Below are 22,677 nucleotides of genomic sequence, written 5' to 3' on the forward strand. Positions count from 1 at the left end.
GGGACCGGTCCCGGTCCCGGTGGCTCACGCGCCGCCCCGCTCCTCGTCGCCGAGGACCGCTACGGCCAGGGGCCGCTCGCCCACCGGGAGCCGGGTCACCCGGCCGGTGCCGATGTCGACGAGGCTCAGACCGTTCCAGTAGCCGTCGCGGGTGAAGCCGCCCGAGACGTAGGCGGTGCCGCCGTCGGCCGAGAGGGCGACGGTCTCGTGCGGGCCGTCCAGGGGGATGACCCGTTCGTCGCCGTCGGGCGTGCGGACGGTCAGGGACGGGCCGCCGTCCTCGGACGGGTCGATCGGGCCGGTGCCCACCACGTAGAGCGTGCCGTCGGCGCCCGCCGTGACGCCGTGCTGGTGCGTGTTGGCGGTCATGTTCTCGATCCGGACCCGCCCGCTGCCGGGGTCGACCACCGCCAGGCGCTCCCCCTCGAACGGCAGCAGCAGGGCCCCGTCGGAGGGGCGTACGGCGGCGTAGTGCGGCTTGAGCCACGAGCCGAGGCCGCCCTCGGTGCCGTAGGGGGCGACCTCGACGCGGCGCGCGGTCCAGTCACGGGTGTCGACGACGCTCACGTCGAACGAGTCGTGGTTCGTCGCGTAGACCTGCCGCCCGTCGCGCGAGACGTCGACGTCGAAGGGACGGCGACCGACCGGTACGACCTCCGTCACCTCGCGTCGCCCGGTGTCGACGACCTCCAGTGCGCCGTCGCCGCCGGGGACGTTGACCCCGACGTAGACGCGGCTGCCGTCGGGGGACAGGGCGATGCCCATGCCGCCGCCCCGGTACTCGCCGGTCGTCACCGGGCCCGTGTCCGTCCGGTACGGGATCAGGGCGGTGCGCTCGCGGGTGCGGGTGTCCACGGCGGCCACACCCTCCGCGGTCGCCACCCACGCCGTGCCGTCCTCGCCCAGGGCGATCCCGTACGGCGCCGTCCCGACCCGTACCGAGCCCAGGTCGGCCGTCCGGCCCCGCCCGGCGGGGTCGACGAAGGTGACGGTGTCCGCGTCGAAGTCCGTGACCAGCAGGGTGCCTTCCGGCGTACGTGCGGACGCGCCGCCGGAGCCGGGCGTACCCGGGGCCGTGCTGGAGGGCGGGGCGGGCACCGGTGACGCGGGCCCGTCGCCGCCGCCGTCCGACGCGCATCCGGCCAGCGTCGCGGTGACGGCGGCCAGCGCGGTGAGCCGGCCCGCGAGGCGACGCCGGTTCACCGCCGCCCGCCCTCGTCGCGAGTGCCGTCGCCGCCGCGTGACTCGGCCCGCCGCAGCAGGTCCGCGACGGCCTCGAAGCCCCTGCGCTCGGCATGCGCACGGGCCGTGACACCGTCGCCGTCCGGCAGTGAGGGGTCGGCGCCCGCGGCGAGCAGGGCCGCCACGACGTCCTGGTGCGCGCGGTCGCCGTCGCCGAGGACGACCGCTTCGAGGAGCGCCGTCCAGCCGAGCCGGTTGACGTGGTCGACGTCGATGTCCGTCTCCGCGAGCACCGCCCGTACGTAGGCCACGTGACCGCGTTCGCTCGCCGGGATGACCGAGACGCCGCCGAAGCGGTTGGTCAGCGTGACGTCCGGGCCGCCGGGCAGCAGCGTCCGCATCATCGCGACGCTGCCCGTGACCCCGGTGACCAGCCACGCGCTGTCCGCACGCGCGTCCTGGGCGTTGACGTCCGCGCCGGCCGCGACCAGTACCTCGGCGACGGCGACCCGGTCGGCCAGGGCCGCCAGCAGCAGCGGCGTGCGGCCCTGTTCGTCGCGCAGGTCCCGGTCGGCACCGGCCCGCAGTGCCGCCCGGACGGCGTCGGCGTCGCCGCGGCGAACGGCGTCCGACAGGGCGAGGTCGGCGGGGGTGGGTGGCTTGGCGGTCATGGTGGGACAGCTCCGCGGTGTCGGGGACGTGTGCCTCCAGCCTGGGCCCGCGGAGCGCCCGCACGGGTCGGCGCTCCGGCTCCCTCGCCGCTGCCGGACGGACGACGGCCCTGTCGTCCGATCGGACGACCCCCTGAACGACTCGTTAGGCCTCCCGTCGGGCGTCCTGCTGGACGGCTCACCGGCCGCCCCGTCGGCCGCCGGGGCCCCGCGGGGCCGGATGCGCCGGTCAGCCGACCGGGAAGGGGAGCCGCCCCGCCAACCCGCCCAGCGCGGCCGTCTCCGCCGCGGTCGGTGCCCGCCGCCCGGTGCCGATCAGCAGCGCGTCCCGGTCGGTGAACGACGCGGGGAACGCCGCTCCGACGACCCCCTCCAGCAGCTCCCGCGAGCGCCCGAGCCCCTCCGCGGGCGGTGCCGCCGCCTCCGGGAGATGCGCGACCAGGTCGAGATGGTGCAGGGACCATTCCAGGACGTACGCCGAGAGGTAGTCGCCCGCGGTGAGCACCTGGTCCTGGGTACTGACCCGGCCGGCGGGATCCGCGAGCACCGCGGCGCGGCCCGCGGCGGAACCGACGTCGTCGAGATGGAACTTGAGCAGCCACGGCTGCTCGTAGGCGGCGGCCAGGCGGACGATCAGCGCGTCGAGCGGATCGTCCCCGGTCGGGGGATCGACGACCTGCCAGTAGGTCACCGCGTCCCGGGTCGGCTCCTCGGTGGTCGGGGTGGCCAGGGTGATCAGGACGTCCTGGGCGTCGATGACCAGGTGGCAGACCAGGTCCCGCACGAGCCAGCCGGTGCAGCCGGACGGCCGGGCGAAGTCCTCGTCGGACAGGTCGGCGACCGCGGCGAGCAGGGCCGACCAGGAACGGCTGAAGGGATCCACGCCCGCCAGCCAACACCACCGCCCGCCCGGCCGCGACCCAATTCGCGCGAGGGGCCCGTCCTTCCCGTGCGGGGCACGTGTGTCTGTGTCCGCTCAGCCGTCGGCGGTCGCGGCCTCCTCGGGCGGCTCGGGCGGCTCGGCCAACTGCTCGCGCACGTAGTTCCACACCACCGCGATCAACGCGGCGAAGGGGACGGCGAGCAGGCTGCCCACGATCCCGGACAGGCTGCCGCCCAGCGTCACCGCCAGCAGGACCACCGCCGCGTGCAGACCGAGGCCACGGCTCTGGATGATGGGCTGGAAGACGTTGCCCTCCAGCTGCTGCACCACCACGATGATCGCGAGGACGATGAGCGCGTCCGTCAGCCCGTTCGACACCAGGGCGATCAGCACGGCCACGAAGCCCGCGAACAGGGCACCCACGATGGGCACGAACGCGGACACGAACGTCAGGACCGCCAGGGGCAGTACCAGCGGCACGCCCAGGATCCACAGGCCGAGGCCGATGAACACGGCGTCGAGCAGCCCCACCAGGGCCTGCGACCGGACGAAGGAGCCCAGGGTCTCCCAGCCGCGCAGGGCGACGACCGGGACGTCGGTGGCCAGCCGGCCGGGCAACTGGCGGGCCAGCCAGGGCAGGAACCGCGGCCCGTCCTTGAGGAAGAAGAACATCAGGAAGACGCCCAGGACAGCGGTGATCAGGCCGTTGACCACCGCGCTCACCCCCGTCGCCACCGCGGTGGTGATGCTGCCGACGCTGTCCTGGATGCGCGCCACCGCCGAATCGACCGCACCGGTGATCTCGTCGTCACCGATGTTCAACGGAGGTCCCGCGGCCCACTCGCGCAGATGCTGGATGCCCTCGGCCACGCCGTCGGACAACTCATCGGTCTGGGAGGACATCGGTACGGCGATCAGCGCCACGATACCCAGGACGACCAGCAGGAAGGCCACCGTCACCACCGCGGCGGCCAGTGCCGGACGCCACCCGTGCCGCCGCAGGAAGCGGGCCGAGGGCCAGGTCAACGTGGTCAGGAGCAGACCGACGAGCAGCGGCCACACCACCGACCACATGCGGCCCAGGAGCCACAGGGTCACGGCGAGCATGACGAGTATCAGCAGCAACTCGCCCGAGAAGCGCGCGCTGGTGCGCAGCGCGGCCCGGGTCCTGGCGGCGCTCAATCCGGCAGACATGGGATCACCCTAAGGGGACGTCAGTACGATGGACCCACCAGTCCAATATTTTCGAGGTGTGCGGCGTGCGCGGTGAGTTGACGGCCAAGGGGAAGGCGACGCGGCGCCGCATCGTCGAGGGTGCCGCGGCGGTGCTGCGGGAGAGGGGTGTCGCGTCGACGACCCTGGACGACGTCATGGCGCGGAGCGCCACCAGTAAGAGCCAGCTGTTCCACTACTTCCCCGCGGGCAAGGACGAACTGCTCGTCGAGGTGGCCCGGTTCGAGGCGGACCAGGTGCTGGAGGACCAGCAGCCGCAGCTCGGCCGCCTCGACTCCTGGGAAGCCTGGCAGGAATGGCGGGACGTGGTGATCGAGCGCTACGAGACCCAGGGCGACCAGTGCCCGCTCGGGTCGCTGTTCCTGCAGATCGGCCGCTCCACCCCCGGCACGCGCGCGATCGTGGTCGAGCTGCTGCGCCAGTGGCAGGAGAGCCTCGCGGCGGGCATCAGGTCGCTCCAGGCGTCGGGCAGGCTCCCCGCCGATCTCGATGTGGAGACCAGGGCGGCCGCGTTGCTGACGGCCATTCAGGGCGGGGTGTCCATCCTGCTCTCGACGGGGCGGTCGACCCATCTGCGGGCCGCTCTCGACCAGGGGATCGCGGACCTCCGGCAGGCGGGCGCCGCCGGTCGGTGACGCGTCCACCGCCCGGGCCGGGCCCGCCCCGGTCCGGACGGTGCCGCGTGTCAGGCGGCGATGACGGCGGCCGCGGTGCGCCCGCCGTCGACGTCGAGCACGGTGCCGTGCACGAACGAGGACTCGTTGCCGGCCAGGTAGACGGCCGCGCCCGCGATCGCTTCGGGGGTGCCCATCCGCCCCGCGGGCGTGCCCTTCATCATGATCTCGGCGGGGTGGACCTCGCCGGGCGGGGGCGTCTGCACCACGCCCGGCGAGATGGCGTTCACCCGTACGCCTCGGGCCCCGAACTCCGCCGCCCACGCCCGCGTCAGGGTCTCCACGGCGCCCTTGGTGGAGCTGTAGAGGGCGCCGACCGGGACGCCCAGGCGCGCGATCCAGGAGCCCAGGTTGATGATCACCCCGCCGCCGGCCTCCGCCATGGCGGGTGCGAGGGCCGCGGTGAGGAAGAACGGGGCCTTCACGTTCACGGCGTAGACCCGGTCGAAGGTCTCCTCGTCGGTGTCGGTCGTGGTGCCGGGCGGATAGATCCCGGCGTTGTTGACCAGCACGTCCACGCGTCCGCCGAGCACACGGGTCGCCTCGCGGGCCAGCGCCCGCGAGGCGGCCGCGCTGCCGTCCAGGTCGGCGTGGACGAAGTCGGCCCGGCCGCCGGCGGCGCGGACGGCGTCGACGACCTCCCTGCCCCGTTCGGCGCTGCGCCCGGAGACGGCCACGTGAGCCCCCTCGGCCGCGAAGGCCTCCGCGATGGCCCGCCCGATGTTGCTGGTCGCCCCGGTCACCAGCGCGGTCCTGTCCGCAAGCCGCATCGACATGTTCCTGCTCCTTGCCTGCCCTCTCGCCCGTGTGCTTCTCCGTCGCCCCTGGCCGGTCGGCGGCCGGGGCGCGGATGCCACTGTGCGGCGAATAAAATGGACTGGCAAGTCCAGAACATGAGGCTGGTCGGGGCGGGGGCCGCGACGGGGGACCAGCAGGACGACCGCGAGGTGCCGCGCCACTCCCCCCGCGCGTCAGCTCTCGGGGACCTTGACCCAGTCGAGCGTGCGCTCCACTGCCATCTTCCAGCCCGCGTACCCCTCCGCGCGCTTCTCCTCGGACCACTGGGGCTCCCAGCGCCTGGACTCGCTCCAGTGGGTGCGCAGTTCGTCGGTGTCCCGCCAGAAGCCCGTGGCCAGCCCCGCCGCGTAGGCCGCGCCGAGGGCGGTGGTCTCCGCGACCACGGGGCGGCTGACGGGGACGCCGAGCACGTCCGCCTGGATCTGCATGCACAGGTCGTTGGCGGTCACACCGCCGTCGACCCGGAGCACGTCCAGGTGGACCGAGGAGTCCTGTTCCATGGCCTCGACGACGTCGCGGCTCTGGTAGCAGATGGCCTCCAGCGTCGCCCGTGCCAGGTGCGCGTTGTCGTTGTACCTGGCCAGGCCGACGATCGCGCCCCGCGCGTCGGAGCGCCAGTACGGGGCGAACAGGCCGGAGAACGCGGGGACGAAGTACATGCCGCCGTTGTCCTCGACCGTGCGGGCGAGTTCCTCGCTCTCGGCCGCCGTCTTGATGATCTTCATCTGGTCGCGCAGCCACTGCACGGCGGACCCCGTCACCGCGATGGAGCCCTCCAGCGCGTAGACCGGCGGGCTGTCGCCGAGCTGGTAGGCCACGGTGGTCAGCAGGCCGTGCTGGGAGCGGACCAGTTCGGTGCCGGTGTTGAGGACCAGGAAGTTGCCGGTGCCGTAGGTGTTCTTGGCCTCGCCGGGCGAGAAGCAGACCTGGCCGACGGTCGCCGCGTGCTGGTCGCCCAGCACTCCCGTGATGGGCACGGCGGCGCGCAGGGGCCGGGAGGTCCGGGTCGTGCCGTACGCCTCCCGGTGCGAGGAGGGGTTGATGGTGGGCAGCATGCTGCGGGGGATGCCGAAGAAGCCCAGCAGTTCGTCGTCCCAGTCGAGCGTCTCCAGGTCCATCAGCATGGTGCGGCTCGCGTTGGTCACGTCGGTGGCGTGGATGCCGCCGTCGGGGCCGCCGGTCAGGTTCCACAGGACCCAGCAGTCCGTGTTGCCGAAGACCGCGTGCCCCTGCTCCGCCGCCTCGCGGACGCCGTCGACGTTCTCCAGGATCCACTGGATCTTCCCGCCGGAGAAGTACGTCGCGGGCGGCAGCCCGGCCTTGCGGCGGATGACGTCGCCCCGGCCGGAGCGCTCCAGGTGGGCCGCGATGGCGTCGGTGCGGGTGTCCTGCCACACGATGGCGTTGTAGTACGGGCGGCCGGTGCGCGGGTCCCAGACGACCGTGGTCTCCCGCTGGTTGGTGATCCCGATGGCCGCCAGGTCGGTGCCCGACAGTCCGCCGTTGCGCAGGGCGTTCTGCATCACCGAGTTGGTGCGCTCCCAGATTTCCACCGGGTCGTGTTCCACCCACCCGGAGCGCGGGAGGATCTGCTCGTGCTCCAGCTGGTGCTTCGCGACCTCGTTGCCGCCGTGATCGAAGATCATGAACCGGGTACTCGTGGTCCCCTGGTCCACCGCGCCGATGAAGTCCGCCATGTTCGCTCCGTCTCTCCGGCCGGTGTCGGTCCTGGTCCGGGCACCTCCTCGGCCAGAGTAAGGCGACTTCTGGCAATCCGCACATAAAGGACATACCCGGCGTGCGGCGGCCGCCGGTGGAGGCCGCCGCACGGCACCGGCCGAGGGTCAGGGAGCGATCGGCAGCCGGCGCTTGTGGTCGGTCTGCCGGTAGCGGGTGAGGATCTTCTCGAAGGTCTGCTCCTTCACCGGCTTGCCCTCCAGGAAGTCGTCGATCTCCTCGTAGGTGACTCCGAGGGCGTCCTCGTCGGCCTTGCCCGGGTCGAGGGTCTCCAGGTCGGCCGTCGGAACCTTCCGGACCAGCTCGGCGGGCGCGCCCAGCGCGTCCGCGACGGCGCGCACCCGGCGCTTGGTGAGGCCCGTCAGCGGTACGAGGTCGGCGGCGCCGTCGCCGAACTTGGTGAAGAAGCCGGAGACCGCCTCGGCCGCGTGGTCGGTGCCGACGACCAGGCCGCCGTGCGCACCGGCCACCGCGTACTGCGCGATCATGCGCTGCCGGGCCTTGATGTTGCCGTGCACGAAGTCCTGGTGGCCGGCGTCGCGGAAGGCCACGTCGGCGGCGAGCAGGGCGTCGAGCGCCGCGTCGCTCGCGGGCTTGATGTCCACGGTCAGTACGTGGTCGGCCCGGATGAACTCGAGGGCGAGCTGGGCGTCGTGCTCGTCGGCCTGGACCCCGTGCGGCAGCCGCATCGCGTAGAAACGGGCCTCGTGCCCCGCGGCGCGGGCCCGCTCCACGGCGAGCTGGCACAGGCGGCCCGCGGCGGTCGAGTCGACCCCGCCGCTGATCCCGAGCACGAGCGCGCGCAGACCGGTGGAGGTCAGCCGCTCGGCGAGGAAGGCCACCCGGCGCTCGATCTCCCGTTCGGCGTCGAAGGTCTCCGCGACCTCCAGTTCCCGGGCGATCTCCTTCTGCTGGGCGATGGACGCCGGCTCGCTCAATTCCGCTCCTTGTTCGACGGGCAGGGCAGTTCTCGTTTCACCCTACCCACAGGCGCCCGGGGAACTCGGACCCACCGTCCGGCGGAGCGGGAGGTGCGGGGCGGCCGTCAGGGGCCGCCCCGCACGGCTGCGGGTCAGTCCAGCGGTTCGATGCGGATGTCGCGGAACCGGACCTTGTTCCCGTGGTCCTGCAACCGGATCGCCCCGGCGGCCGGCGTCTCGGCCCGGCCGGCCGCGGTGGGCCCGTCGAGCACGATGTCGTCGTGGACCGTCCTGCCGTTCCACACCACCGTCACGCGCGCGTCGGCGGTCTTGGCGCCGTTCTCGTCGAAGCGGGCGGCACGGAAGACGATGTCGTACGTCTGCCAGGTCTCCGGGGCCGTCGCCGCGTTGGTGTCGGGTGCCTTCTTCAAGTAGATCGCCCCGGCCTCGTTGGTGTCCGGGGTGGTGTCGCCGTAGGAGTCGAGGATCTGCAGCTCGTAGCGGTCCTGGAGGTAGATGCCGCTGTTGCCGCGGTCCTGGCCGGTCACGTCGTCCGGCAGCAGGGGCACGCGGAACTCCACGTGCAGCTTGAAGTCCTGGTAGGCGTCCTTGGTGCGGATGTCGCCGCAGCACACCTCCATCGACCGCTCCTCGGCCAGCGGCCAGGCGACCTTCCTCCCGTCCGTGTGCTGCCACTGTTCCTGGGAGGCGGCGGTGCCGTCGAACAGGGCGACCTGGGCGCCGTGCGGGCGCACGGTGATCAGGTCGAGGTTGACGTGGCCGGTGTCGCCGGGGTCGTAGCGGTAGGAGAGCGTGTTGTGTCCGGCGCGCAGCCGCAGCGGCTCGGTCCGGGTGGACCAGGTGTCCCAGTCCCCGGTCGAGGGGAGCTGCGTCTGGCGGACCTTCGTCCCGTTGGCGTACAGGGAGAGCGACTTGGTGCCCTCGAAGGGGTTCGGGCCGTTGGAGTAGCGCAGGCCCACGTCGTAGGTGCCCGGCTTCGGGACGGTCACGTCGAACGTCGTGGTGACCTTGCCCTCGGTGGCGTAGCGGTCGACGAAGCCGCTGCCGGAGTAGCCGGCGTGGTCGGTGTTGATGCCCGCCTTCCCCGTCAGAAGCGCCTCCTCGGCCTCGTACAGGGTGGCCGCCGGCGGCTGCTTGCCGGGCATCTCGTTGAGGGTGTACCAGGCCTCGGTGCTCCACAGCGTCTCACCGGAGGCCGAGGTGAACGGGCGCGGGGAGCGCACGTGCACGACGCGGTCCGGCTTCAGGCCGTCCAGCCGCAGCCGCACGGTGCGGCCGTCGTCCGAGAGCGTCGCGGACCGCACGGCCAGCTCCTCCTCGGCGATCTTCGGGCCGCCGTAGTCGCCGGTCGGCGTGTAGCGCCACTGCTCGGCCTCGTAGCGGGAGGCCAGCTCCGCGGCCGTCTCCTGCGACACCGGCTGGGTGTACGTGAGGTCGAAGCCGCCCGGCACGGCCCGCATCTTCTGGACGTCGAAGGTGTTGCCGCCGTTGGGCGTCAGCTTCTGGAGGCCGAACTTGAGCTTGCCCTCCTGCCCCCAGTTGCCGTCGGCGCCCAGGCCGCCGGTGTAGATCGCGCCGTCGGGGCCCATGGAGACCCGGTTGACGCCCGCCTCCAGGCCCTGCGTGTAGCGGAAGACGGCGCCCTGGTACTGGCCCTTCACCTTCTCCAGGTAGGCGCGCTGGAGGCCGCCGTAGGTGACGTCGCCGATCAGCATCTGGCCCGCGAACCTGCCCTTGGTGAGGTACAGCGGGGTGGAGGGCGAGTTGCCGATCTCGTTCTGCGGCAGCCACAGCACCGGCTCGGTGACGGGGGAGTCCTCGAAGGGTCCCGCGGGCTCGGTGTAGTGGTTGAAGAAGCGGTCCTGCTTGATCTGGACGAGCTTCGAGGCGGGCAGCCAGCCGCCCTGGTTGTCGGTGGCGAACAGGTCGCCGCCCGGCCCCCAGCCGATGCCGTTGGGCGTGCGCAGCCCGCCCGCGATCGGGCTGATCTTCCCCGTCTTCTTGCTGATCTTGTACGTCGTCCCGCGGTTGGGGGCCGGCTGCGGGGTGGTGGTCGCGCCGCCGAGGTCGATGGCGACGGAGAGGTTCACGTAGAAGTAGCCGTCGCGGTAGAGCAGGCCGAACGCGAACTCGTGGAAGTTGCCGCCGTAGGGCCAGGTGGCGACCGTACGGTACTCGTCGGTCACGTCGTCGCGGTCGCGGTCGACGAGCCGGGTCAGCTCGTGCTTCTGCGAGACGTAGAGCGAACCGTCCACGTACTTGATGCCCATCGGCTCGCGCAGCCCGCTCGCCACCTTCTCGACGGTCACCTTGTCGCGGCTGGTCTCACCGGTGACGTTGTCCAGGAGGTACACCTCTCCGGCAACGTTGTCGGTGCCGCCCCAGGTGCTGATCGCCAGGCGCCCGTCGGGCAGCCAGTCCATGCCGGTGACCTGCGGTTCGAAGCCGTCGGGGCGCAGGTCGATGAGGTCGAGGTCGGGACGTACGGAGGTGAGCGGCAGACCGTCGCCGGGGGTGTCGCGCCCGGCCTCGCACTCCTTGCGGCCCGGCGCCGTCACCCGGACGACCCCGGCGTCGGTGCTGAGCGCCTCGGTGGGGACGACGGTGAACTCGCTCTCGCCCGGCGGCATCCAGGACAGTTGCAGTTGCTGGCCGCCGCCGCGGTCGAAGTGGTCGATGCGCAGCGGGTGCGTTCCCGCGGTGAGGTCGACCGTGCCGTCCTTGGGCTCCGCGCCGTGCAGTCCGTCGTGGTCGATCACCGTGGCGTCGTCCAGGGTCAGCCGGGAGCCGTCGTCGCTGACGAGCCGGAACACATAGGTGCCGTCACGAGGGGCGACCAGGTAACCGGACGCCTGGGAGACGAAGTTGTCGGCGATGCCGCCGAAGTCGGCGGTGCTCGACCAGTCGACCGTCGGCATCAGCTTGTCGTGGTTGGGGGTCTGGCCCGGCTTGAGGGTGCACAGCTCGTTGAGGGGTGTCTGGACGTCGAACACGCGCAGGGTGACGCCGGGTTCCTGCGGCGGGATGTCGGCGGGCGCCGCCGAGGACGCCGGGGCGGCCCAGGCACCGCCGAGCGCGACGGCCGACGTCAGCAGGAGGATGAGGTGTCTTCGGGCACGCGAGAACAGCCGTGGGTGCATTGGTCCTCCGGGAGATGGGGACCGGACCGTGCCGGATATCGCTCCGGTCTTGTGCGGTAGGACGGACGTTCCGCCGCCAAGGTAGGAGACTTCCGCTTGACATGTCCATACTTTGTCATCGGTGTGTTCAAAGTTCTCGGCGTCGACTCGGCCTCAAGTCCCGTTCCCCGGCGCCGTGATCGGCCCGCCCGCCCGGCGGTCAGCGGCCCCTGCGCACCCGGGCGGCCGCGCGCGCCTCCGCGGCCTTGCGTGCCTCGACGGCCTTGCGGGAGCCCTTGGCGGCGCGGCCCGGCCGGGTGCCCATCCCGCGGAAGGGGGCGTTGCCGCTCTCCTGCGCCGGACCGGTCGGCGGCCGGCTCGCCCCGGCGCAGGCCGCCGTCCTCTCCCTGCCCGCGCTTCGCGCCGGTGAGGGCCGTCAGCTTCTGCTCGCCCGAGCGCACCGGGGTCACCGTCGGCCGGATCCCGGCCTCGGACATCATCCGGTTCACCTCGCGCCGCTGGTCGGGGGTGACGAGCGTGACCACGCTCCCCGCCCGTCCGGCCCGCGCCGTACGCCCGCCGCGGTGCAGGTAGTCCTTGGCGTCGGCCGGCGGATCGACGTTGACGACGAGGTCGAGCGCGTCGACGTGGATGCCCCGCGCCGCGACGTTGGTGGCCACCAGCACGGTGACCTCGCCCGCCACGAACCGGGCGAGGGTGTGCGTGCGCTGCGGCTGCGACTTCCCGCTGTGCAGGGCGGCGGCGGGCACACCGGCGGCCCGCAGGTGCCGGGTGAACCGGTCGACCCCGGCCTTGGTGTCCAGGAACATCAGCACCCGGCCGTCGCGGGCCGCGATCTCGGTGGCGGTCGCGTACTTGTCGGCGGGGTGGATGGTCAGCACGTGGTGCTCCATCGTGCTCACCGAGGCCGACGCCGGGTCGACCGAGACGGGAACGGGGTCGTGGAGGTGGTCCCGCACCAGCTGGTCGACGTCGCCGTCGAGGGTGGCCGAGAACAGCAGCCGCTGCCCGTCGGAGGGCACCTGCTCCAGGATGCCGGAGACCTGCGGCAGGAACCCCATGTCGCACATCTGGTCCGCCTCGTCCAGCACCGTGATCCGCACCTGGTTCAGATGGCAGTCCCGGCGGGAGACCAGGTCGGCCAGGCGGCCCGGCGTGGCGACGACCACTTCGGCCCCGTCGCGCAGCGCCTGGATCTGCCGGTTGATCGACAGTCCGCCGACGACCGTGGTCAGGCGGACGTCCAGCGCCCGTGCGTACGGCGCCAGCGCCTCGCTCACCTGCTGGGCCAGTTCCCGGGTCGACACCAGGACGAGGGCCAGCGGCCGCTTCGACTCCGCGCGGCGGCCCGCGGTCCTGGCGAGCAGGGCGAGCCCGAAGGCCAGCGTCTTGCCGGAGCCGGTCCGCGCCCGGCCCAGGACGTCGCGGCCGGCCAGCGCGTCGGGCAGGGTCGCCGCCTGGATCGGGAACGGCTCGGCCACCCCGAGGGCGGACATCGTCTCCACCAGTACCGGCGGCAGTCCGAGGCCGTCGAAGGATGCGGTCGGCTTCGCGTTCATGGGGGACCTCTCTGATCAGGCGCCCGGAACGCGACCGGGTCCGTACCCCTCGGTACGGACCCGGGCGCCTCAAAGCGTGCCGCCATTTTACCAGCGGGGCCGCCCGCGCCCCGCGGCCGACCGTGCGGGCCTACTTGGACTCGACCCGCCCGAGCGGGTCCGGCCCGGCCGCCAGCCCGTCCCGGGCCTGCTGCCAGGAGGTGTCCCCGGGATACAGCTCGGAGCGCAGATAGGCCCAGGTGAGCCGCTGCACGACGGCCACCCGCGCGGGGTCCTCGTCGGTGGTCTCCGCGACGTCGTATCCGGCCACCCCGCCGAGCCCGTGCTCCGCGCCGAACAGGGTCAGCAGGGACTTGGGGCCGGGGGAGAGGGTGTACGGGTCGGCATGCCACTCGGGTCCGGACACCGTCAGGTGGGCGGAGTCGTCCTTGTCGCCGGCGACGACGAGCGCGGGCGTGGTCATGCGGGAGAAGTCCGTGGTCAGGAAGAAGGGCATGTGCTCGGCGGCGGACTCGCTGAGGGCGTCGCCGCCCCGGCCGGGGGCCGCGAGCAGCACGCCGGCCTTGACGCGGGGCTCGGCCAGGTCCACCTCCGTGCCGTCGTCCGGATCGGTGAGCCGGGCGCCGAGCAGCAGGCTCGCGGTGTGTCCGCCCATCGAGTGCCCGGCGACCGCGACCCTGCTCCGGTCCAGTCGGCCGGAGAGCTGCGGGACGGCCTCCTCCAGGACGTCGAGCCCGTCGAGGACGCGCGTCATGTCCTCGGCGCGCGACCGCCAGAACAGGGGCGCCCCGGGGGTCCCGGGGTCCAGCGCCAGTGTCCGCGAGCTGAGATGGGTCGGCTGGATCACGACGAAGCCGTGTGCGGCCCAGTAGTGGGCGAGCGGGGCGTAGCCGTTCAGGGAGGAGAGGTGGTTCGAGTAGCCCTGGCCGTGCGAGAGCAGGAGGACCGGCAGGCCGGTGCCGGTCACCGGCGCGGAGACCCGCACCTGGAGGTCCACCGGCCGCCCCGGGGCCGGCAGCACCACCGGGGCGACGGAGAGGACGGGAGCGGGCGGGGAGACGAAGTCGGTCGGGTGGGTCTGTGCGCTCATGATGCGTGGGTCCGTTCGATGAATCGACGGCGGGGACGGCGAGGCCGTCCAGGAGTGGGCGCGTCGGCGTGAGAAAGCGGGACGCTGTCCCGGTTAAATATACGGAACGCTGTCCCGTTTAGTCAACGTGCCTGCTCCTGGGCCGGTGGTGAGCCGCGACGCGCCGCCCGGACACGGCGGTGGCTCCACCCGAGCAGGGCGAACAGCACGAAGCCGGAGATGATCAGGCTCGCCCCGGTGGCCCATCCCGAGTACGGCAGCTCGGGCACGAGGCCCCAGGCCACGCCGGCGGCGAGGAGGAACAGCCCCACGAGCACGGACCCGGCGATGCGCCATCGGGAGGAGACGCTCTCCTCGGCGGCACGCATCGCCCGGGTGCGGACCGGGGCGACGAAGCGGTCCAGCGCCGGAACGGCGCGCGCCAGCAGCACCACCCCGGCGAAGACGAGCAGCAGGCCAGGGCCGGGCAGCACCAGCAGCGCGACACCGACCAGCAGCAGGACGGCGCCGAGGGCACCCACGGCGGTCCGCCGGATCGACTCGACACCCCGCGCCATGGCGCCCCACTCTCCTGCGGTCGGCAAGGAATCCGGTTCCGTCGGCCTGCCCCACCCTAGGCGGGGACCGCGGCGCGGGCGATTCCGACGGGCTCGGCCGGCGTGCTCGGAGGCGTCCGGACCCGGCGGCACCGGGGCCGGGCAGCCGCGGGCGAAGGGCGCGCGCCGGGGGGCGAGGCCCGACATGGGCCCATGTGCCCGGCGGGCCCGGCCGGAGACGGGTGCTGACCGGTCACGTCCGCCAACGCCCGATGTGACAGGGGAAGTTGCGATTCGGCCCCATCGACGTGCGGGGGACTTCGCTGCTAGACCTGCACCACCCGTACCACCTGCACCCGCCTTCCAAGGAGGAGCATGTGAGACCACGTCGCGCGGTCGCCCGGACCGCATCGGCACTCGTCGCCGCCCTCGCCCTGACCGTCGGCCTGGGCGGCACCGCCGTCGCGGCGCACGAGGCGGAGACCGGTCCGGCCGCCGCCGGGACCGGCCCCGTCACGCACGAGGAGAACGACCGGGTCCCGGAGGGCTCGGTCTGGACCCAGCACTACTTCCCGTCCTCCGACCGCTCGGGCACCCGGCTCCACGCCGACGTCCTGCTGCCCGAAGGGCTGAAGCGGAAGGAGAAGGTGCCGGTCATCGTGTCGATCGGCCCGTACTTCGCCCACGCGGGCCAGACCGGCCCCGAGGGCTGGTCCCACACCGGCCCCTCCGCCCGCTTCCAGGACTTCATCGAGGGCACCGACCTGTTCGACCAGGGGTACGCCTTCGTCATGGTGGACCTGCGCGGCTTCGGCGGCTCCACCGGCTGTCTGGACTGGGGCGGACCCGGTGAACAGGCCGACGTCAGGGCCGCGATCGACTGGGCCGCGAAGCAGCCGTGGTCCACCGGCGCGGTCGGCATGTACGGCAAGTCGTACGACGCCGTCACGGGTCTCATCGGCAACAACCTGGACCAGCGCGCGCTCAAGGCCGTGGTCGCCCAGGAACCCGTGTGGGACATGTACCAGTACATCTACTCCAACGGCGTGCCGCGCCCGAACGTGACGGGCACCGCCGACGCGTACAACTCCATCGCCTCGATGCCCCCGATGGCGGACGACGACCCCCGCTACCAGGCCGCCGCCCGCTACGAGGAGGGCCACCCGGAGTGCCTGACGGAGAACTCGGCCGGCTACCGGATATCCGACCAGGGGGACGAGCACTGGACCTCCCGTGACCTGGCGAGGATGGCCAGGGGCAGCGACACCCCGCTGTTCGTCACGCAGGGCTTCGTCGAGAACAACACCAAGCCCGAGGAGATGGAGGAGTACCTCGGCAACCACCGCGGCCCCGAGCGCGGCTGGCTCGGCCAGTGGGACCACGTGCGCGGCGGCGACCGCGTCGAGGACGGACGCCTGGCCATGGGCCGCGAGGGCTGGTACGACGAGACCCTCGCCTTCTACGACCAGTACCTGAAGGGCACCAGGCCGACGGTGCGTTACCCGGCCTACGCCGTCGAGGACTCCACCGGTGCCTGGCGGGCCCAGCGCACCTGGCCCGTCACCGAGCGGTCGGTGACCCTTCCGCTCGGCGGCGGCTCCTACCTGGACGACGGCGGCGCGTCCGCCCGCGCGGCGCTGACCGCGGCCGGCAGCCCGGCACCGAAGGCACCGCCGCAGCCGACCGGCAGGTGGGACATGGAGAACGCGCCCGCGACCGAGCGGCCGGCGCCGGCCGGGCTGGCCGCGGAACTGGCGAAGCGTCAGCGCGCCGGTGAGGTCGCCTCCAGCTTCTTCGTCTGGTCGAAGCCGCTGCGGAACGCCACGCGCGTCACCGGCACCCCGCAGGTGTCCCTGACGGCCCGCGGCGAGGGCAACGTCATGCTCAAGCTGTACGACGTCGCCCCCGACGGCACCGCCGTCATGTTCGACGAGCAGGTCTCCCTGGTGAAGTCGGGCCGCCTGAGCGTCGACCTGAAGGCGACCGACTGGACGCTCGCCGCCGGGCACGTCCTGGCCGTGGAGATCGGCTCCATCCAGACCGGCTCCTGGCGGGACACCCCCTCCGGCGAGACCATCGAGGTCAGGGGAGCGAGGCTGCGGCTCGCGCTGGACGACCCGGCCGACGACATCGCCACCGCGGGCGACCGGTCGCCGTACCTGGACACGTACCTGCGCCAGTACACGGTGACCCTGCCGGCGGGCCCGGGCACATACTCGGTGGTTCCGGGCGGCCGGTCGTGACAAGCTGTGCTCCTGTTGTCCGAGCCCAGGAGGTCGTCATGACTGAAGAGTCTTCATCGCAAGCAGGTTCGGAACCGGCGGAGGACGAGCGTCCCGCCCTGACACCCGACGCCGACGGTCAGTACGACCTGAAGGGCAAGTTCCGCCAGGCGCTGGAGCGCAAGCGCGGCAAACAGGCGGAGGCCGCGGCCCTCGCCGCGGGCGCCGACGTGGCGAAGATCCGGGGCACCCACGGCCCCGCCGCCAGTCAGCGTTCGTTCCGGCGCAAGAGCGGCTGAGGCCGCCAACGACCGTCCCGCGCGGGGCCCGACCGTGGCAGCACGGTCGGGCCCCGCCCGTCGTGGAGGGCCGTTCGGGAGTGCTCAGGGGCGGGTGGTCAGATAGCCGCCCATGGAGGTGAAGTACTCCGTCGCGGCCAGCTCCCTTCCGTCCTGCGTCCTCACCCGCGTCACGGCGAGACCGTGGTTGCGGCCCCGGCGCGCGTCCGCCCCGGCGACGATGACCACACCCTCGCCCTCGCGGTAGAAGATCCGGCCGGGCGTACCGCCGTAGCGGCCCTCGGAGACCACCGCGGCGAGGATCTCCAGACGCCTGCCCCGGTGGAAGGTGAAGGCGCTGGGGTACGGCTCGGACTGGGCCCGGACCAGACGCTCCAGGTCCTCGGCCGGCCAGTTCCAGTCGATGCGGATGTCCTCGGCGGACCGCTTGTGGAAGAAGCTCGCCCGGGACCGGTCCTGCTTCGTGAACTCCGTCTGCCCCGCCGCGATGAGGCCGAGGGCGCCGATGGTGACCGGGGCGATGAGGTCGACGGTCTTGTGGAACAGGTCGGTGGCGGTGTCCGCCGGCCCGACCGGCACCGCCTCCTGCCGGACGATGTCCCCGGCGTCCAGCTCGTCGTTCATCATGTGCGCGGTGACGCCCACTTCGGTCTCGCCGTTGATCAGCGCCCAGATCAGCGGGGAGAACCCGGCGTACTCGGGCAGCAGTGAGTCGTGCACGTTGAGCGTGCCGTGGCGCGGCAGGCCGAAGATGCGCGGGGGGATCCAGGTCCGCCAGTTGTTGGCGACGATGAGGTCCGGGTCGGCGTCCCTGAGGCGCTCGAACAGTTCGTCGTCGTCCGGGCGGTTGCGGATCAGCACCGGGACGCCGTGCTCCTCGGCGAGGTCGGCGACGGAGTCGCTCCAGATCTTCTCGTACGCGTGCTCGCTCTTGGGATGGGTCACCACCAGGACCACGTCGTGCTCGGAGTCCAGCAGGGCTCGCAGGGTGCGGTGCCCCCAGGTCTGGTAGCCGAACATGACGACCCGCATGGGTGTTCCTCCTCGGAGCAGGGGCTGACCCGGAAAGTTAAGCAAGCCTTACCTTAGTGTGCAACACCGCCATGAGACGCGTCAGTTGGCTCGAAACGGCCCCTGTCGCGCCCTATCGACACCCGTATCTCATTAGCTTAGGCTCACCTAAGTTTCCGGCGCACGAGGGGAGTGACATGTCACAGGTTCTTCCTGCTGACTCAACGCTGGTCCACGACCTCATTGGTATCGGCTTCGGGCCGTCCAATGTCGCCATGGCGATCGCGATCCGCGAACACGACGCACGGACCGGCGGGCAGGAGGCGCTCGACGCCCGCTTCTTCGAGCAGCAGCCGCGCTTCGGCTGGCACCGCGGCATGCTGATCGACGACGCGACCATGCAGGTGTCCTTCCTCAAGGACCTGGTGACCCTGCGCAACCCGGCCAGCGAGTACAGCTTCCTCTGTTACCTGCAGAGCAAGGGGCGGCTGATCGACTTCATCAACCACAAGAACCTCTTCCCGCTGCGGGTCGAGTTCCACGACTACTTCGAGTGGGCCGCGGGCAAGGTCGACGACATGGTCTCCTACGGCCACGAGGTCGTCGGCGTCGCACCCGTCGTGCGGGACGGAGTCGTGGACCACCTGGAGGTGACGGTCCGTTCGGGGGAGGGTCTTGAGGTCCACCGGGCGCGCAACCTCGTCGTCGGCACCGGGCTGCGCCCCCTCGTGCCGGAGGGTGTGGAGCGCGGCGACCGCGTCTGGCACAACTCGGAACTGCTGGCCAGGGTCGACACGTTGGAGGGCACCTCGCCCTCCCGGTTCATCGTCGTCGGCGCCGGGCAGAGCGCCGCCGAGAACGTCGCCTACCTGCACCGCCGCTTCCCCGCGGCCGAGGTCTGCGCGGTCTTCGCCCGCTACGGCTACAGCCCCGCCGACGACAGCGCGTTCGCCAACCGGATCTTCGACCCGGCCGCGGTCGACGACTACTTCACCGCGCCCGGCGGCGTCAAACGACGGCTGATGGACTACCACGGCAACACCAACTACTCCGTGGTGGACATCGACCTGATCGACGACCTGTACCGGCAGATGTACCGGGAGAAGGTCCTGGGCACCGAGCGGCTGCGCTTCCTCAACGTGTCCCGGCTCTCCGACGTCAAGGAGACGCCGGAGAGGGTACGCGCCACCGTGACCTCCCTGGTCACCGGCGAGGAGAGCCTCCTGGACGCCGACGTCGTGGTCTTCGCCACCGGCTACGGCCCGGCCGACCCCCTGGGCCTGCTCGGCGAGGTCGCGGACCGCTGCCTGCGCGACGACGAGGGCCGGGTGCGCGTCGAGCGCGACTACCGCGTCGCCACCGACCCCGCCCTGCGCTGCGGCATCTATCTGCAGGGCGGCACCGAGCACACGCACGGCATCACGTCGTCGCTGCTGTCCAACACCGCCGTCCGGGTCGGCGAGATCCTCGCCTCACTCCTCGGCCGGGGTCTCGAGTCCGCCTCCGACGCGGCCCGTACGGTCGCCGACGGAACCGGCACCGGCGCGCGTTGACGTACATCGCCATGACCACGACTGCGGCCCAGCGCCCCGCGTCCACGCCCAGCGGCCCGTCGGAGGCGCGCCGGCGTCGGCTTGCCGGCCTGGGTGTGCTGGCGGCGCTCCTCGTGGTCGCGGCGGCGGCCTCGCTGGCCGTCGGCGCGCGGGCGCTCAGTGCCGCCGAGGTCTGGCACGGGCTGTTCGCGGCGCCCGAGGCCGACCAGCGGCTCACCGAGATCAGGCTCATCGTGCAGACCGTACGGGTGCCCCGCACGGTGCTCGCCGTCGTGGCCGGCATCGCGCTGGGCGTCGGCGGGGCACTGATCCAGGGGTACACGCGCAACCCCGTCGCCGACACGGGGCTGCTGGGGGTGAACTCCGGCGCCTCGTTCGCCGTGGTGTCGGGGATCGCCGCCTTCGGGTTCACCAGCCCCTTCCAGTACGTGTGGTTCGGCTTCCTGGGCGCGGCGGTCGCCGGTGCCGTCGTGTTCGGGCTGTCGAGCATCGGCCGGGGGGCGGGCAACCCGCTGACGCTCGCGCTGGCCGGGCAGGGGGTCACGGTGTTCCTCGCGGCGATGACCACGGCGGTCGCGCTGACCGACAAGGCCTCGCTGAACGCCCTGCGGTTCTGGAACGCGGGCTCGCTGACCGGGGTCGGCTTCGACGTCATCTGGCCCGTGTCCGCCTTCATCGCGACCGGGCTGCTGCTGGCGCTGACCACACTGCCCTCCGTCAACCTGCTCAACCTGGGGGACGACGTCGCACGGGGGCTCGGCGTGAACATCGCGCTGACCCGCACGGTCGGCATCGTCGCCATCACCCTGCTGGCCGGGGCGGCGACGGCGGCCTGCGGCCCCATCGCGTTCCTCGGGCTCATGGTGGCCCACGTGGCCCGGTACCTGACCGGCCCGGACTACCGCTGGCTGGTGCCGTACGCCGGTCTGCTCGGCGCCGTCGTGCTGCTGGTCTGCGACATCGCGGGGCGCCTGGTCGTACGGCCGGGGGAGCTGGACGCCGGGGTCGTCGTCTCGCTCCTCGGCGCACCGTTCTTCGCCGTCCTGGTGTGGCGCGGGAAGTTCAAGAACGCGTGAACGGGGCGGACATGAAGACGAACGGGGCGGACCCGGCGGTGGACGCGGCAGTGGACGTGAAATCGGACGTGCGGGCCCCGGTGGCGCCCGGTGTGCGGTTCGGCGGCGTGTCGTTCGTGTGGCGGCCCTGGATCGCGGCTGTCACCCTGCTCCTGGCGGTGGCGGCCTTCCTGGTGTTCTGCCTGTCCATCGGGGTCGGGGACTTCCCCATCGCCCTGCCCAGGGTGTTCGCCACGATCCTCGGCCGGGGCGAGCAGGTCGACGAGTTCGTGATCATGGACCTGCGGATGCCCCGGGCCCTCGCCGGACTCGTCGTGGGCGTCGCGCTCGGGGTCTCCGGCGCCCTCACCCAGTCGATCGCCCGCAATCCGCTGGCCAGCCCGGACGTCCTCGGCATCACCAGCGGCGCCGGCGCGGTCGCGGTGTTCCTGGTGACGGTGTCGGGCCGCGCCGCGACGGCCGTGGCCGACTCCGTGGGCCTGCCGGCGGCGGCACTCGCGGGGGGCCTCGGCACCGGGCTGCTGGTGTACTTCATGGCGTGGCGCCGCGGGATCGACGGCTTCCGGCTCATCCTCATCGGCATCTCGGTGAACGCCGTGATGCAGGCGATAACGACGTGGCTGCTGGTCACCGCCGACATCAGGGACGTGGCCCGGGCCCAGGCGTGGCTGGTCGGCTCGCTGGACAACCGGTCCTGGCACGAGGTCCACGTCGCCCTGTGGTGCACGCTCGTCCTGCTGGCCGTCGTGGCCTGCGTCGCCTTCCAGTTCAAGCCGCTGCACTTCGGCGACGAGGTCGCCGCCGGGCTCGGCGTCCGGTACGGCGCGGTGCGCGCCGTCCTGCTGCTGTGCGCGGTACTGCTGGCCGGTGTGGCGGTGAGCGCGGCGGGACCGGTGCCGTTCGTGGCGCTGGTGGCGCCGCAGGTGGCGATGCGGCTGGCCAGGTGCCCGACCCCGCCGCTGGTGGCCTCCGGCCTGGTGGGGGCGCTGCTGCTGACCGGCTCCGACCTGGTCGCGCGCACCGCGCTGCCCGTCTCGCTGCCGGTCGGTGTGGTCACCGCCGCCATCGGCGGGCCCTTCCTCGTCTATCTGCTGGTGCGGGCGAACCGCAGATAGCTGGTACAAAGTAAGGTGAGCCTAATCGAGGGGGCCTTGTGGTCGTTCAGTCCATCACCGGGACCAAGACGGAAGTTGACGGCGCCTCACGGCTGGCGGCCAGGGGTGTCACCGTCGGGTACGGGGCCCGGTCCGTCATCGACGGTCTCGACGTGGCGATCCCGCCCGGGGTGATCACCACCATCATCGGACCCAACGGCTGCGGCAAGTCGACCCTGCTGCGCACCCTGTCCCGGCTGCTCAGGCCGACCGGCGGAACGGTCGTGCTGGACGGCGAGGACATCGCCTCGCTCAGGACCCGCGACGTGGCGAAGAAGCTCGGCCTGCTGCCCCAGGCGCCGGTCGCCCCGGAGGGACTGACGGTGTCCGACCTGGTCGCCCGGGGCCGTCACCCGCACCAGAGCTGGCTGCGGCAGTGGTCCTCGGACGACGCCGACGTCGTACGGCGGGCGCTGGCCATGACCGGCGTGTCCGACCTCGCGGACCGTCCCGTCGACTCGCTCTCCGGCGGACAGCGCCAGCGCGTGTGGATCTCGATGACCCTGGCCCAGGGCACCGACCTGCTGCTGCTGGACGAGCCCACCACCTATCTGGACCTCGCGCACGCGGTCGACGTGCTCGACCTGGTCGACGACCTGCACGAGTCCGGGCGCACCGTGGTCATGGTGCTGCACGACCTCAATCTGGCCACGCGCTACAGCGACAACCTCGTCGTCATGCGGGAGGGCGCGATCCTGGCGCAGGGGCATCCGCGCGACGTGATCACCGCCGACCTGCTGCACGAGGCGTTCGGACTGCGCGCCAAGGTGATCGACGACCCGGTCGGGGACCGCCCCCTCGTCGTACCGATCGGACGCACCCACGTCGAACTCGACCGGCAGGCCCCGGAGTTGGCGCAGTGAGGGTAGGCTAACCTCACTCGGGCGCGACAAGGTCTGCTGCCCTCAGGCGGGCGCA

The 22,677-nt window shown here is 72.4% G+C and carries 18 protein-coding genes and 1 pseudogene; 7 read left to right on the forward strand and 12 right to left on the reverse strand.

Features of this window, described 5'->3' with window-relative positions:
- Window positions 1-24 precede the first annotated feature (24 nt).
- From BZZ08_RS00295 to BZZ08_RS00310, 4 genes are all read right to left on the reverse strand, one after another.
- Window positions 25-1,203 carry a YncE family protein gene (locus BZZ08_RS00295; protein ID WP_104630063.1) on the reverse strand — a complete coding sequence of 393 codons (1,179 nt, stop codon included), beginning with the start codon at window positions 1,201-1,203 and terminating at the stop codon, window positions 25-27.
- Entirely contained in the window at window positions 1,200-1,853 is a 654-nt protein-coding gene (locus BZZ08_RS00300) for an ankyrin repeat domain-containing protein (protein ID WP_104630064.1), read from the reverse strand. The genes BZZ08_RS00295 and BZZ08_RS00300 overlap by 4 nt, the downstream gene beginning before the upstream one ends.
- Before the next feature lie 229 nt (window positions 1,854-2,082).
- Window positions 2,083-2,736, reverse strand: a complete 654-nt coding sequence (locus tag BZZ08_RS00305; RefSeq protein WP_104630065.1) for a maleylpyruvate isomerase N-terminal domain-containing protein — start codon at window positions 2,734-2,736, stop codon at window positions 2,083-2,085.
- A 93-nt stretch (window positions 2,737-2,829) separates the two neighbouring features.
- Window positions 2,830-3,930, reverse strand: coding sequence for an AI-2E family transporter (locus BZZ08_RS00310; RefSeq protein WP_104630066.1), 1,101 nt, complete (start codon window positions 3,928-3,930; stop codon window positions 2,830-2,832).
- A 65-nt stretch (window positions 3,931-3,995) separates the two neighbouring features.
- Between BZZ08_RS00310 and BZZ08_RS00315 the strand changes: the two genes are divergently transcribed.
- Window positions 3,996-4,604: a TetR/AcrR family transcriptional regulator gene (locus BZZ08_RS00315; RefSeq protein WP_104630067.1), complete on the forward strand. Its 609-nt coding sequence runs from the start codon at window positions 3,996-3,998 to the stop codon at window positions 4,602-4,604.
- A gap of 50 nt (window positions 4,605-4,654) precedes the next feature.
- Here the strand turns inward: BZZ08_RS00315 and BZZ08_RS00320 are convergent, their stop codons facing one another.
- The 7 genes and pseudogenes from BZZ08_RS00320 to BZZ08_RS00350 all read right to left on the reverse strand — a co-directional run bounded on the left by BZZ08_RS00320 (window position 4,655) and on the right by BZZ08_RS00350 (window position 14,465).
- Complete coding sequence (locus BZZ08_RS00320) at window positions 4,655-5,419, reverse strand: SDR family NAD(P)-dependent oxidoreductase (protein WP_198601191.1); 765 nt, start codon at window positions 5,417-5,419, stop codon at window positions 4,655-4,657.
- Window positions 5,420-5,614: 195 nt separating this feature from the next.
- Window positions 5,615-7,138: a glycerol kinase GlpK gene (glpK, locus tag BZZ08_RS00325; protein ID WP_104630068.1), complete on the reverse strand. Its 1,524-nt coding sequence runs from the start codon at window positions 7,136-7,138 to the stop codon at window positions 5,615-5,617.
- Window positions 7,139-7,285: 147 nt separating this feature from the next.
- Entirely contained in the window at window positions 7,286-8,116 is an 831-nt protein-coding gene (nadE, locus tag BZZ08_RS00330) for an ammonia-dependent NAD(+) synthetase (protein ID WP_104630069.1), read from the reverse strand.
- 134 nt (window positions 8,117-8,250) lie between these two features.
- Window positions 8,251-11,259, reverse strand: coding sequence for a family 16 glycoside hydrolase (locus tag BZZ08_RS00335; RefSeq protein WP_104630070.1), 3,009 nt, complete (start codon window positions 11,257-11,259; stop codon window positions 8,251-8,253).
- A 199-nt stretch (window positions 11,260-11,458) separates the two neighbouring features.
- Window positions 11,459-12,818 (reverse strand): annotated as a pseudogene (locus BZZ08_RS00340) (DEAD/DEAH box helicase).
- Between the two features lie 130 nt (window positions 12,819-12,948).
- Window positions 12,949-13,908 carry an alpha/beta hydrolase family protein gene (locus tag BZZ08_RS00345; RefSeq protein WP_104630072.1) on the reverse strand — a complete coding sequence of 320 codons (960 nt, stop codon included), beginning with the start codon at window positions 13,906-13,908 and terminating at the stop codon, window positions 12,949-12,951.
- A 122-nt stretch (window positions 13,909-14,030) separates the two neighbouring features.
- Window positions 14,031-14,465, reverse strand: coding sequence for a PGPGW domain-containing protein (locus tag BZZ08_RS00350; RefSeq protein WP_104630073.1), 435 nt, complete (start codon window positions 14,463-14,465; stop codon window positions 14,031-14,033).
- Between the two features lie 356 nt (window positions 14,466-14,821).
- On the opposite strand from BZZ08_RS00350, the gene BZZ08_RS00355 reads away from it, so the two are divergent.
- A complete protein-coding gene (locus BZZ08_RS00355) occupies window positions 14,822-16,687 on the forward strand; it encodes a CocE/NonD family hydrolase (protein ID WP_198601192.1) in 1,866 nt (621 codons plus the stop codon).
- Between the two features lie 38 nt (window positions 16,688-16,725).
- Complete coding sequence (locus BZZ08_RS00360; RefSeq protein WP_104630074.1) at window positions 16,726-16,965, forward strand: DUF5302 domain-containing protein; 240 nt, start codon at window positions 16,726-16,728, stop codon at window positions 16,963-16,965.
- A gap of 84 nt (window positions 16,966-17,049) precedes the next feature.
- Here BZZ08_RS00360 and BZZ08_RS00365 read toward each other — a convergent pair whose 3' ends face one another.
- A complete protein-coding gene (locus BZZ08_RS00365; RefSeq protein WP_104630075.1) occupies window positions 17,050-17,997 on the reverse strand; it encodes a methionyl-tRNA formyltransferase in 948 nt (315 codons plus the stop codon).
- 176 nt (window positions 17,998-18,173) lie between these two features.
- Between BZZ08_RS00365 and BZZ08_RS00370 the strand changes: the two genes are divergently transcribed.
- From BZZ08_RS00370 to BZZ08_RS00385, 4 genes are read left to right on the forward strand one after another with little or no spacing between them, the layout of a single operon-like run.
- Window positions 18,174-19,529: a lysine N(6)-hydroxylase/L-ornithine N(5)-oxygenase family protein gene (locus BZZ08_RS00370; protein WP_104630076.1), complete on the forward strand. Its 1,356-nt coding sequence runs from the start codon at window positions 18,174-18,176 to the stop codon at window positions 19,527-19,529.
- Between the two features lie 11 nt (window positions 19,530-19,540).
- Complete coding sequence (locus BZZ08_RS00375) at window positions 19,541-20,605, forward strand: FecCD family ABC transporter permease (RefSeq protein WP_104630341.1); 1,065 nt, start codon at window positions 19,541-19,543, stop codon at window positions 20,603-20,605.
- Window positions 20,606-20,616: 11 nt separating this feature from the next.
- Window positions 20,617-21,720, forward strand: coding sequence for a FecCD family ABC transporter permease (locus tag BZZ08_RS00380; protein WP_198601193.1), 1,104 nt, complete (start codon window positions 20,617-20,619; stop codon window positions 21,718-21,720).
- Between the two features lie 38 nt (window positions 21,721-21,758).
- Window positions 21,759-22,622 carry an ABC transporter ATP-binding protein gene (locus BZZ08_RS00385; protein ID WP_104630078.1) on the forward strand — a complete coding sequence of 288 codons (864 nt, stop codon included), beginning with the start codon at window positions 21,759-21,761 and terminating at the stop codon, window positions 22,620-22,622.
- Window positions 22,623-22,677: the final 55 nt, after the last annotated feature.

The sequence above is a fragment of the Streptomyces sp. MH60 genome (assembly GCF_002939385.1).
Taxonomy (GTDB): domain Bacteria; phylum Actinomycetota; class Actinomycetes; order Streptomycetales; family Streptomycetaceae; genus Streptomyces.

Excerpts from the sequence above, each read along its gene's own strand:
- BZZ08_RS00320 (WP_198601191.1), bottom strand. The coding sequence starts at position 5,419 with ATGTCGATGCGGCTTGCGGACAGGACCGCGCTGGTGACCGGGGCGACC.
- BZZ08_RS00365 (WP_104630075.1), bottom strand. The coding sequence starts at position 17,997 with ATGCGGGTCGTCATGTTCGGCTACCAGACCTGGGGGCACCGCACCCTG.
- glpK (WP_104630068.1), bottom strand. The coding sequence starts at position 7,138 with ATGGCGGACTTCATCGGCGCGGTGGACCAGGGGACCACGAGTACCCGG.
- BZZ08_RS00350 (WP_104630073.1), bottom strand. The coding sequence starts at position 14,465 with ATGGCGCGGGGTGTCGAGTCGATCCGGCGGACCGCCGTGGGTGCCCTC.
- BZZ08_RS00375 (WP_104630341.1), top strand. The coding sequence starts at position 19,541 with ATGACCACGACTGCGGCCCAGCGCCCCGCGTCCACGCCCAGCGGCCCG.
- BZZ08_RS00310 (WP_104630066.1), bottom strand. The coding sequence starts at position 3,930 with ATGTCTGCCGGATTGAGCGCCGCCAGGACCCGGGCCGCGCTGCGCACC.
- BZZ08_RS00380 (WP_198601193.1), top strand. The coding sequence starts at position 20,617 with ATGAAGACGAACGGGGCGGACCCGGCGGTGGACGCGGCAGTGGACGTG.
- BZZ08_RS00300 (WP_104630064.1), bottom strand. The coding sequence starts at position 1,853 with ATGACCGCCAAGCCACCCACCCCCGCCGACCTCGCCCTGTCGGACGCC.
- BZZ08_RS00345 (WP_104630072.1), bottom strand. The coding sequence starts at position 13,908 with ATGAGCGCACAGACCCACCCGACCGACTTCGTCTCCCCGCCCGCTCCC.
- BZZ08_RS00370 (WP_104630076.1), top strand. The coding sequence starts at position 18,174 with ATGTCACAGGTTCTTCCTGCTGACTCAACGCTGGTCCACGACCTCATT.
- BZZ08_RS00335 (WP_104630070.1), bottom strand. The coding sequence starts at position 11,259 with ATGCACCCACGGCTGTTCTCGCGTGCCCGAAGACACCTCATCCTCCTG.
- BZZ08_RS00360 (WP_104630074.1), top strand. The coding sequence starts at position 16,726 with ATGACTGAAGAGTCTTCATCGCAAGCAGGTTCGGAACCGGCGGAGGAC.